This window comes from Enterococcus sp. C63 (assembly GCF_040887215.1).
Classification (GTDB): domain Bacteria; phylum Bacillota; class Bacilli; order Lactobacillales; family Enterococcaceae; genus Enterococcus_B; species Enterococcus_B hirae.
In genome coordinates, this window is the sequence record NZ_JBFOFI010000005.1 from 13,363 (window position 1) to 24,850 (window position 11,488).

Annotated in this window: 13 protein-coding genes; 4 read left to right on the forward strand and 9 right to left on the reverse strand. The window is 38.1% G+C overall.

All coding sequences use genetic code 11. The features are described 5' to 3' along the window. The first annotated feature begins 9 nt into the window (after positions 1-9). A complete protein-coding gene (locus AB3H90_RS08565) occupies positions 10-1,257 on the forward strand; it encodes an NAD(P)H-dependent oxidoreductase (RefSeq protein ID WP_368016557.1) in 1,248 nt (415 codons plus the stop codon). Positions 1,258-1,272: 15 nt separating this feature from the next. Further along, a complete protein-coding gene (locus tag AB3H90_RS08570; RefSeq protein ID WP_010737306.1) occupies positions 1,273-1,635 on the forward strand; it encodes a PTS glucitol/sorbitol transporter subunit IIA in 363 nt (120 codons plus the stop codon). Positions 1,636-1,790: 155 nt separating this feature from the next. Here the strand turns inward: AB3H90_RS08570 and AB3H90_RS08575 are convergent, their stop codons facing one another. The 9 genes from AB3H90_RS08575 to celB all read right to left on the reverse strand — a co-directional run bounded on the left by AB3H90_RS08575 (position 1,791) and on the right by celB (position 9,259). Beyond that, complete coding sequence (locus tag AB3H90_RS08575; RefSeq protein WP_368016558.1) at positions 1,791-2,429, reverse strand: DUF3324 domain-containing protein; 639 nt, start codon at positions 2,427-2,429, stop codon at positions 1,791-1,793. Beyond that, positions 2,377-2,787, reverse strand: a complete 411-nt coding sequence (locus AB3H90_RS08580) for a DUF916 domain-containing protein (RefSeq protein WP_368016559.1) — start codon at positions 2,785-2,787, stop codon at positions 2,377-2,379. The genes AB3H90_RS08575 and AB3H90_RS08580 overlap by 53 nt, the downstream gene beginning before the upstream one ends. A 16-nt stretch (positions 2,788-2,803) precedes the next feature. After that, entirely contained in the window at positions 2,804-3,412 is a 609-nt protein-coding gene (locus AB3H90_RS08585; protein ID WP_368016560.1) for a WxL domain-containing protein, read from the reverse strand. Between the two features lie 21 nt (positions 3,413-3,433). Continuing rightward, positions 3,434-4,792, reverse strand: a complete 1,359-nt coding sequence (locus AB3H90_RS08590) for an adhesive domain-containing protein (RefSeq protein WP_368016561.1) — start codon at positions 4,790-4,792, stop codon at positions 3,434-3,436. 458 nt (positions 4,793-5,250) lie between these two features. After that, a complete protein-coding gene (locus AB3H90_RS08595) occupies positions 5,251-5,859 on the reverse strand; it encodes an alpha/beta hydrolase (RefSeq protein WP_368016562.1) in 609 nt (202 codons plus the stop codon). Between the two features lie 63 nt (positions 5,860-5,922). Beyond that, a complete protein-coding gene (locus tag AB3H90_RS08600; RefSeq protein WP_201701221.1) occupies positions 5,923-6,717 on the reverse strand; it encodes a VOC family protein in 795 nt (264 codons plus the stop codon). After that, a complete protein-coding gene (locus tag AB3H90_RS08605) occupies positions 6,714-6,896 on the reverse strand; it encodes a VOC family protein (protein WP_368016563.1) in 183 nt (60 codons plus the stop codon). The genes AB3H90_RS08600 and AB3H90_RS08605 overlap by 4 nt, the downstream gene beginning before the upstream one ends. Positions 6,897-7,053: 157 nt before the next feature. Beyond that, positions 7,054-7,773, reverse strand: coding sequence for a GntR family transcriptional regulator (locus AB3H90_RS08610; protein ID WP_368016564.1), 720 nt, complete (start codon positions 7,771-7,773; stop codon positions 7,054-7,056). 214 nt (positions 7,774-7,987) lie between these two features. Continuing rightward, positions 7,988-9,259, reverse strand: a complete 1,272-nt coding sequence (celB, locus tag AB3H90_RS08615; protein WP_010719614.1) for a PTS cellobiose transporter subunit IIC — start codon at positions 9,257-9,259, stop codon at positions 7,988-7,990. Positions 9,260-9,412: 153 nt separating this feature from the next. Here celB and AB3H90_RS08620 point away from each other — a divergent pair, with 153 nt between their 5' ends. Together AB3H90_RS08620 and AB3H90_RS08625 are read left to right on the forward strand one after the other, a co-directional pair. Then, positions 9,413-10,810, forward strand: coding sequence for a glycoside hydrolase family 1 protein (locus AB3H90_RS08620; RefSeq protein WP_368016565.1), 1,398 nt, complete (start codon positions 9,413-9,415; stop codon positions 10,808-10,810). 313 nt (positions 10,811-11,123) lie between these two features. Further along, positions 11,124-11,477 carry a hypothetical protein gene (locus AB3H90_RS08625; protein WP_368016566.1) on the forward strand — a complete coding sequence of 118 codons (354 nt, stop codon included), beginning with the start codon at positions 11,124-11,126 and terminating at the stop codon, positions 11,475-11,477. Positions 11,478-11,488 lie beyond the last annotated feature (11 nt).

Genomic DNA, 11,488 nt, shown 5'->3' on the forward strand with positions numbered 1-11,488 from the left:
ATACATAAGATGACTTTATATGGTGAATTACAATTAAGAGAAAAAACAGGAAATCCAATCAAAGTGGGTGTAATTGGTGCAGGACAAATGGGCAGGGGAATGATTGCACAAATAGCGTCAATTCCAGGGATGATCGTAACAGGGATCAGTGACTTGTCCTTTGATTATGCACAAAAAGCGAAAGAAGCGTATCTAGCTTCGGCAAAAGTTAAAAATGATGTCCTTATTTCAACAGATGCTAAAGAAATTATTCACTCTGATTGGAATGAAGTAATCGTAGATGCTACTGGTGTACCTGAAGCAGGAGCAAAAATTGCGCTTGAAGCGTTATTAGCAAAAAAACATCTTGTCTTATTAAATGTTGAAATCGATATCACTATTGGACCTTTGATGCATAAACTCTATGATTCAGCAGGGTTGATCTATACAGGATCAGATGGCGATGAACCTGCAGCAACCACCGAATTATTTGAATTTGCTTCGTCTATGGGGATGGAAGTCTTAGTTGCGGGAAAAGGCAAAAATAATCAATTGAATATTTCCGCAAATCCGGCAACTGCTGAAAAAGAAGCTCAGAAAAAACAAATGGCTCCTCACATGCTAGCTGCTTTCCAAGATGGAACAAAAACAATGGCTGAAATGAATCTTTTATCAAATGCGATTGGCTATATCCCTGACAAGGTAGGTATGCATGGTTTGAAAGGGGATCTAGATTCTGTCATTACTTCGTTAGATTTAAAAGAAAATGGTGGTGTCTTATCTCAATTTGGTGTAGTGGAATATGTGGATGGTTTAGCGCCAGGCGTCTTTGTTATCGTTAAGGGGCAAAATAGCGAAGTAGCTGAAGAAATGAATTACTTGATGAAGAAAGGGGAACGGGATCATCATATCTTATATCGCCCGTATCATTTAGCAAGTTTAGAAACACCAATTACGATTGCAAAAGCTGTCTTACAACAAGATCATGCCATTGTTCCATTAGGCGCCCCAATTTCAGAAACCGTTGCGGTAGCGAAAAAAGATATTCAACCTGGGGATCATTTAGATGGAATCGGTGGTTTTTGTGTCCGAGGAGTACTTGAGACCCACGAAGAAATGAAGCGAGAGGGACATATCCCGATCGGACTGATCTCTGGAGAAGTAGTAGCAAAACGTTTTATACTGGCGGGTTCTTTCTTAACTGAAGATGACGTTGAACTAGATGCCAGTACCACTGTTTGGCAGTTACGTCATTTACAAGATACGACGTTATCATAGAAGGAGGAGAAAACCATGCACACAACAAAGATTGTTGAGGTTGGTTCTTTAGTGGAAGAATTTGCGGCAGAGTACTTAATGATTCTTTTCGGACAACAGGTACCACCTGAATTAAAAGACATCTGTGTGGTCCATGACAATCATGAAACGGCTAAAAATGTCATCAAAACAGGGGATATACTGACCATCGGCAACCAAGAATATGAAATCAAAGAAGTTGGCAGTGAAGCCAATCATAACTTTGAAACCCTCGGTCATATCTCCATTTATTTCCGCACAGGAGAAAACGAAGTCTTGCCAGGAGCAATCGTTGTAGAGCCTCAAATCTTTCCAGAGTTTGCGATTGGGGATACCATCCGATTTGGAGAACCACAATAAGGAGTCGCTAGTTGTTGAAGAACGGCTGGGATTGTTCCTGATCGTAGTAAAGAACTAATGTGTTTGATAGTATATCAATAACTGCTAGATCAGAAGAAAAAAACTAACTCTGCCTCGTGAAAATTTAGGTAGAGTTAGTTTTTGTTTGATAACAGTTATCGTTTTTTCTTTTTTACAATATACAGTAAAAAGACAATAATGAGGACGAGAGCGAAAATAATACCTCCAGCTAGCCAAAGGAGCCAATTGTTTTGCGGATCATCCTTTGTAGTAGATATATTTTGTTCATTATAAGTTGCAGCTGTTTTTTGCGAAATAGTAAAATTTATCTTTTGCTGCCAATTGATTTCCTTGTTCTTGATATTCGTCATTAGCTGATAGGTTCCTGGTTCGAATTCTTTTCCTTCTAAAAAAATCAAATAGTCCGTGCCGCTGTTAGGGGCGAACGAAATGGGCTGGGTCCCAGTTAGTACTGGGGTTTGTTGTTGTTCTTTTTTGATCTCATAGTGTATACGAGCACTAGATAGATAAGCAGCATTAGTATTTTCCAAAGTTGCTTTGATGGCATTTCTCTGGTTGATTTGGGTAGGTGCTGCTTTTTTTAGTTCTAAGTTCGGTTGGATTTTGTTTAGTTGTGTTTTAAGTAAGACAGCAATCTCCCGAGAAAAGACATGTTGGATATTTCCTTGTATATCTTTTTTTGGTTCTTCTTGGAGATAGAGCCCACCCGCAATTACTCCATCAAAATCTTTTTCTGGCATTTTGATGGTTAAAGGAATCTTTTTTTTGTTCATGTCCCGCAAGAGTAAACTTTTGCTTATCAACAGAAACAATTTTCTCGATATCAATGGGCAAATTATTAGGACGATCTTGATTTCTACCAGAATATTCAACAACGCCTAGTTGATTGGTCTTTGCACGATTAAAGGACGGAATGATCGTGATCTCAGTTTCTTTTAGATTCGTGACTAAGACATTCAAAGTCGATTCCTGTCCAGGTTTTAGTTGTAGATCAAAATAATTGTCGTTTGTTGATGGTGTTGATTCATTGACTTGTATTTGTGCATCAAAACTTTGTAAGGATTCGCCGTAGATGTTAAGATTTCCCATCAGTAGAAAGAAGAAGGGTAGTATCCAAAACCACTTTTTCACGATCATTCCTCCTTTCTTAGTTGGTTGGACTGAATGAGAAAGTCCAATTTAATATAGTAGTATATTGTTCGGCTACTTTATTTGTATTCGCTGGAACAGATAAGCTGAATTGATTGATCGCTAGTGCAGTATCACCCGAGTTTTGACCTGCGGTTGCATCTAAAATCGTAGCATCTTGATTGAATACTTGGATCGCTAATTCATCGTTTTCATAGGCACTGGTAGGGGCTAACCCTAAATTATTTGTAAGTCCGCCAAAAGATAAATTGAGCTGTGCACCTGATAGCTCAACATCATCCGCTGTTTTGAACTGGTCAGTTTGAGATAACTTGACTGTCCATGTAGCTGCCGGATTTCCTCGGTTGTCTCGAACAGCTACGGTTCCAGTAGTAGGTGTAGAGCCGGTTTGTTCACCTGTAGCAGTAGCAATCCAGTTTTCAGCAGCTGCAGTTTGCAGGGGATGATCCCCAAAGTCTAAATTAGTTGGTATACCGCCAGCATAGTCAAATTCAAGTGCGCCTTCCACATAGGCCACTTCTCCTTGGGTTTGTGAATCAGCAAAAACGAGAGAACTTGAAAACAAGCTGATCCCCAAGATAAAAAAAGATAACGTTTTCTTTTTCATTTCTTCTTCCTCCTAAATAAATTACGGTGTATCCGATAAGAGCCATTCCACCATTGTTTGGTAGGTTCCCTTTGTTTTCAGACTTTCTTTGGGAACCGCTAATGAGAACTGATTGATTGCTAATTGGACTTGACCAGGATCAGTTACACCATTTAATTTGAGTAATGTTTGTTGCGTACCTATAGATAGAGGGACCATTTGATTAGCAGTACTTGTGATCCCAGTGATAGGAAAGGTAGTTGTTAAATCTGCTGTTGAGATTTGTAATTGGGACGTTAATTGATTGGTTCCGTTTTGCCAAGGACTAAGTTGTTGGACTTTTATTTGCCAATTTTTTACAACTGTCCGTGTATCAGTAATCGAAATCGATCCGGTAGTTACTTGATTGTTATTGGTGGCTACTAAGTGCTCATCCTGTTGGGTCTGGATCAAGTGCTGACCAAAGTTCAAGTGAGTCGGCAAGCTTGTGGTCTGCCAGGTGAGTGCTCCGGCTGAAAAATAAACAGGTGTTGTACCAGTAGTAGTTCCTAACTGAATCGTCGACTGATCTGTTTGAATAAAACCGCCCTTAAAATTAGCTGTTAGATCTTGGGTCAATTTGGGCGAAGATAAAAGAAATGGTAGCGAAACACTCGTATTACCTAAAATCGAAGCAGCAACCAAATTTTTACTATTATCAGAAGCTGGTGAATTTAAACTCGTAATAAATTGAGACAAAGCTGTGACAAAGGGGGACAATAATGTTCCTAAAACAGTCCCAATCAGCGGTAAAGCTTGGACGATCGTTAATAAATTTTGAATCCGATTTTTTAATGTCGTTGTCAGGATGGGTAATAGCCCTTGACTAATCGCTACGCCATACTGAGTGCTCGACCGTGGGACGATAGCTAGAGTAAGATTCTGGGCACCAAAAGTTTCCGAACGTAATTCTGACAATGCCTGATTAACCGCTGTTTTATTTTGTGTGGAAACTAAAGGTGAGTTGACGATCAACGAAATCACAGAGGTTATGGTCGGCAAAATCAATTGTAAAGGGGACTGACTAAGTGGCACAGTAACAGTAGTTTGAACAGTCGCATTCCCATTAGGTTGGATATACCCGACCATTTCAGTCGGTGCTTCTAAAATGGCATATTTATCGCCAGTTGTGATAACCCCAGCGCTGATGCCATTTTTTCCTTCAATGAGAAAAGTGACAGGGACATTTACTCGGTTTAAAAAAGGCGCATTTGGACTGGTTTGACTGTTATTAGTTGCGGTAGTCGTACCAAATAAATTTAACGAAACTGCTTGAACAACATTTGTTTGTGCAAGCACTGACAGAAGTGTCAATAACAGAAAGATTACTTGTTGAATCTGTTTTCTTTTTTTGTGAAGCATCGTGCCCCCTCCCTAATGAGTGAACCATATTAACTCGACAAAAAATTGGCGAACGCTAAAATGATTGCAACTCTGATTAATTAAACTATAGCAATTTTTCGGAAATCTAGCTAATCAAAAACTCATTTTTTTCTAATTTTTATAATAGAAATCCATATTCGACAGTTTTTTCAAATGAGGAATATTTCTATTTATCTTTCATATGATGCGTTTATAATGAGGGGGAGCCAAGAAGGATTTTCCAAAATGAAAATTAAAAGAGATGATTTGAGAAAAATGGATAGTTGGATCTAGCACTTACATTCATTTTTCTGTTTCGTGCGTAAAGATCGAAACAAAAAAATACGCCCCAAAAATTGTCGTTTTCACGTACAACTTTTGGAGCGTACCTCATTATAGAGTCTTTGAAAAAGAGACTTTGAAAAAATAATCCGATGCATCACAACTTTCGTCCAATATTAGTTAACCGAAAGCGAAGAAAGCCAACTTTTTGCGGCAATTAATTCAGCCTTTGTTAATTGATGACCAGTAAACGTTTCTTGGAATGTGAGGTGAGCTTTTTGCATTTCAAAATCTTTGATCAGATTCGTAATCGCTATAGAGGAGACGATTGGATCGGTCTTGCTGTAAGAAAGCCAGATCTGAGTATCAGTCATTATTTTTGCTGGATAATTGGCGTTTAAAGACATTGGATGAAAAAGGATTCCTTTTCGCAGCTCAGTATTTCTCGATAATAGCAAGTGAGCAGCGATATTCGCTCCATTGGAATAGCCTACGATCACCCAGTCATGTAACGAGATGTTTTCTTTTTGGCTAACTGCTGAGATTTTATGATACAGAAGCGCTGTTTCTTCTGCTAAACTCTGGTAATCGAATTGATTCAACCCATTCCGTCGAAAGAAGCGATTCATTCCGTCTTCTTTGATTGAACCACGAAATGAAAGAATCGTAGCATCCGGTTCAAGGAACTGGGCGGTTTCAAGTAAAGAATATTCATCGCCACCTGTACCATGAAGAAGGAGTAAATTTCTACTTGTTTGTTTTCCCGCTTGAAAAAAATATTCCATGATTTGACCTCTTTTTCTTGAAAGTTATGTTTCTTGAAAACGACTGTCTGGATAGAAAGAAGATCATTCTCGTTGTTGGTTGGCATCCTGAGTATCGAAGGGACGAATGTACGCTTCGATTTCTTCTCTTTTACTTTCGAGTTGTGGTGGGAGTGATAGTTTTTCGCCAGCTGTATCTGCTGATTCATCGCCAAAAAAACCAGGTCCATCTGTTGCTAATTCAAAGAGAACGTGGGTGGCAGCTAAGAAGTATTCTGATTGGAAGTAGAAGCGATCCACAAACCCTGAACTTGGTACGTTTATCTGATTGATCACATGGATCCAGTGACGTAAGGCTTCTTCATCAGCGACACGCAAGGCAAGGTGATGGATATTGCCGAATCCTTCGATTGCTTTTGGTAAATCTGCTCGCTGTTCAACAATGATGCTTGCTCCATTACCGCCTTGACCGACTTCAAAGAGCGAAAAAGCTCCTGTTTGATCAGTAAGTTTAAACTCTAAAGTCTGTTCTAATAGTAACTGTAATGGTTCCATTTGACTCACTCGGACAAAAACTGGACCCAAGCCTGTAATTGCATATTCTGATGGAATATTGCTGTTCTTCCAAGGAGTACCACCAGCAACACCTGTATTGTTTTCATCAGAAATCAATTGATAGAATTGATGGTCAAAGTCTTCAAACTCCAGATATTTTTTAGAAAAACGTTCCTTGATCGCAGAGTGAAGAACATTCTTTTCTTCAAAGCGTTTGAACCAATAAGTCAATGCTTCATCAGTTGGTACGCGAAAGGACACTCTAGAAATCGTATCCGTTCCTTTACTTCCTTGAGGTTGATTAGGAAAAGCGAAAAAAGTCATGTCAGTTCCAGGGGAGCCGTATTCATCTGTAAAATAAAGGTGATACGTTTCGATATCATCTTGGTTGATCGTTTTTTTACTAAGCGCATTCCTAAAATATCCGTAAAAAAACGATAAATTTTAGTGGGACTTGAAGTCATAGCGGTAACATGGTGGATGCCTTTGATTTGAGTATCCATGAGAGTTCCTCTTTTTAACTTACAAAAAGTAAGTGTTGTGTTAGTTACAGTATAGTGAGTGGGAACGTTTCTGGCAATTATTCTGTTTGACTCTGCTCTTTTGTAAACACCAAAAAATCCGTTTCACAATAGTTTCCTATTTTTGAAACGGATTTTTTTAGTTTGAACGGACATCAAGTAAGGAATAGTTGCGGACATCAAACCGATTTCTACTAGATGAATATTCGATGGGCTGACCATCTTTTAGATAAACGACTTGTTGCACATCCAAAACAGGATCTATTTCCGAACAATTCAAGTATTCCTGATCAAAGTGCGTACTTTTATCTGCTGAAATTGCTCGATAGGCGCCTGCAAAATGAAGATTTAGATCTTGGTGCAAGTAATCATAGATAGAAGAAAGCAGATGTTCTTTTTTTAGACCTGGAACTAAATGTACAGGCATAAATGTATGTTCCAAAATATAAGGTTCGTTGTCTAAAATTCGTAAACGGTGAATATTATAAACCGGTTGTTCGGCACCAATCATTAATTTTTCTTGAATAAATGGGTTCGGAAACTCGACATCAAATTGAATGATTTGACTCGTCAGTGAACGATGACGACGCTTCATTTGATGACTGAGTCCCTCATACTCATTGGCAGGGGAGGTATCTTTCTCGATAAAAGGATGATCTAAAATTTTGGTTCCAGCCCCTCTTTGCGAATAAACTAATCCTTCCATAGCCAGAATATTGATGGCTTTTTTGATGGTCATTCGACTTGCGCCAAATTCTTCGACTAAAGTGATCTGATTAGGCAAAAAGCTGTTTGGTGGATATTGTTTTGAACGGATTCTTTCCCTTAAAACATTTGCGATTTCTTCATATTTTGGCACGTTATTCACCTCGTATTGAGTATAACGAAAGTTATTTCGTTCGACAAGAAAGAAATAACGAAGTTTAGTTGTTGAATCACTCATTTCAATGAAACAAGCATGAACAAATCAATTCACATCATTCCATGTTTTGACTGTTCATGCTAGATTATAAAATTTGCTTAATCTCTATTAGAAAGAAGATGATTTGCTTCACAGGTGAGTAGATAAGGCTTTACACAACGTCTAAATCAGGTTGTTTATCTAATACTTTTAAGAATGGGTACCAAATAAAAGCGACGATCACAAAATCGACTACTTGTAAGAGACCGCCTAGCCATGAATTGGTAGCTAAAACACCACTAGCAATGATCGGCACAGTCCACGGAACTGAAACACCTGTAGGCGGAGGAACGATGCCAGCTGCCATCATCAAGTAGTTGAACGTTGTCACGACCAAAGGAGCAACGACCCAAGGAATCAAAATGGTTGCGTTCAATACGATTGGTAGACCAAAAATTGCAGGTTCATTGACATTGAAGATTCCAGGTGCTAGCGCTAAACGACCAACATCACGGTATTGTTTTTTCTTCAAGACAAAAGCCATCAATAATACTACTGCTAACGTCATTCCAGAGCCACCGATACCAACGGTAAAGGTTTCCATAAATGGTTTTGTGATGATATGTGGTAGTTCTTTCCCATGCTGATAAGCTTCTAAATTATCAAGCATCAATGTATTCCAGATAGGGTCCATAACAGAATTAACAATAATTTGACCGTGAAGACCAAAGAACCACAAAAATTGAACAAAGAATAAGGCAATCAACGTGGCAGGTAAACTACTACCTAAACCAGTTAGAGGTTTTTGGATAACTTCATAGACTAAGTCATGAAGGTTCGCATTAAATACGCCAGTCATGACAGCGTTGATGATCAAGAAAACAGTCAATGTGACTACAGCTGGAATCAAAGCAGCAAAAGATTTCGTTACTGCAGGTGGTACGCCATCAGGCATTTTAATTTGCCAACCACGTTTGGTGATTCGACAGTAGATTTCCGCAGCTAAAAAGGCAGCAATCATTCCAATGAACATTCCTTTAGCACCTAGACGATCAAGTGATAGGACACCCGAAACTTCTTCACCACCAGCTGTTGTCATCACAAAAGGTGTGAGAATCAAAAAGCTTGCGAATGAAACAGCACCACCAAAAATACCTTCTACATCATATGATTTTGATAAATAATAGCCGATACCAAATGTAACAAAAACGGACATGATACTCATCGTCGCATTTTGACCATTACCAAAAAGGGTGCTTAACGTGCCTTTGGTACCATCACTGAAGAACGGTAGATTATTCACAACGACCACAATTGATCCAAACATTGTTAGCGGAAATGACAACATAAATGCATCCCGTAACACAGTTAAGTAACGGTTTTGCCCTAAAAGATTGGCTAAGGGCATAATTTTTTGAGAAAGTTTATCCATAAAACCATTCATTTTTTTCACCTCAAATTTATTTTGCAATCGATTACAAACGTAGTATAACGTCTGTCTGTTTAAATGTCTAGTCATTTTTATCAAAAGTATTGATTTATTTTCGGTGATTGTTTATGATTACGGTAATTACTAAAAGAATTGAGGGATTATGAAATGAAACACTACGATTTTCCAAAGAATTTTTGGTGGGGAACCGCCGCAAGTGGACCACAAACAGAAGGCAGAATCGACGGAGATGGGAAAGGAGAAAACATTTGGGACTATTGGTATGATCTAGAGCCAGAAAAATTTTTCAATCAAGTTGGTCCTGAGAAAACCTCTCAAGTTTACACGAAATATCGAGAAGACGTTCAATTGATGAAAGAGACAGGTCATAATACTTTCCGAACATCCATTCAATGGAGTCGTCTATTCCCTAAAGGAAAAGGAGAAGTGAATCAACAGGCTGTATCATTTTACCGCTCATATTTTACAGAATTACTGGAGCAGGGAATTGAACCATTTGTCAATTTATATCATTTTGATATGCCTTTAGAATTACAACAAACAGGTGGCTGGTTGTCTCGTGATACGGTTGACGCCTATGTGGCCTATGCAAAAACCTGTTTTGAGTTATTTGGGGATTTAGTAAAGAAATGGTTTACCCATAATGAACCGATTGTTCCAGTAGAAGGCGGTTATCTCTATCAGTTTCATTATCCTAACCATATCAATCTAAAAGAGGCTATTCAAGTTGGTTTCCACGAAAATTTGGCAAGTGCCAAAGCAATTGAAGCCTATCATAAGATGGGACAAAAAGGAGAAATTGGAATCATTTTGAATTTAACTCCTAGCTACCCGCGAGACGAAACAAACCCTGAGGATGTCAAGGCTGCTAGAGTCGCTGATGCTTTTTTCAATCGTTCTTTTCTTGATCCTGCAGTAAAAGGAGAGTTTCCATCAGAGTTGGTTGCTATTGTGAAAGAATTAGCGATAATTCCAGAGATGGGGCCCGATGACTTAACGATTATCAAAGAAAATACGATTGATCTATTAGGAATCAATTATTATCAACCTCGGAGAATCAAGGCAAAAGAAACACCGATTGATCATCAGAATGGACCAATGCCAGAAGATTATTTTGATTATTATGACATGCCTAATAAAAAAATGAATATCTATCGTGGTTGGGAAATTTATGAAAAAGGGATCTATGATATCTTGACGAATACGAGAGAGAACTATGGCAATATCAAATGTTATATCTCTGAAAATGGTATGGGTGTAGAAGGGGAAGAACGTTTCGTTAACTCGGAAGGCGTGATTGAAGATGATTATCGGATCACTTTTGTTACAGACCATCTGAAATATGTGCATCAGGCAATCCAAGAAGGAACGAATTGTGTGGGTTACCACATGTGGACTTGCATGGATAACTGGTCTTGGACGAATGCTTATAAAAACCGTTATGGACTGATTGCTGTCGATCTAAACCAAGACGGTAAACGGACGATTAAAAAGTCGGGCCATTGGTTTAAAACCGTAGCCTTGAAAAATGGGTTTGAAGCCTAAAAAGTTTTGTAAATAGTTTTTAGAATAAAAACGAATGAAACTGGGACAAAAAGTTGTGAAGTACAAAGGTCATAATCGCAATAAACGATTTTATTATTTTACCAATCTTCAGAAATTTCGGCTTATCTGCTCATTTCTTGAAAATAAAAACTTTTTGTCTCAATTTCATTGGTTTATTACATAAAAAATGGTAGGAACAATACTAAAAAGCAGTGTGAACCGACACAGTTATCCATACTAGTAAGAACATGGATACGAGTGATTAAAATTTGTTGCAATTTACAAAAACTGTCGATAAAGAAAAGGAGATCGAATGGAAAAAAACGAAGGTTTATTTAATGTATATTTTAAAGCAGATCGAGTGGACTATGGAAAAAATAGCTATGAATCGATCAATTTAAAGAATAACCCGAATTTGATGTCAGATAGTATTTATTTATATAATCTTTTATTCATGAATAAGCCGGCATTTGCTCCAAGGGATTGGGAACAACACCAAGTTAACTTTAAAAGATATGTTATGCCGCGTTTAACTGTGAACGAACAAGCAATAGTCAGTGAATGGATAAATACTCTTCATAACAATGAATTGTTAAAGTACAGATCTTTAGAGGGAATGGCGAAAACTTACGTTACTTTTCATAAGCTGTTAAAAAAAAATAACTAATGAAGCGGACC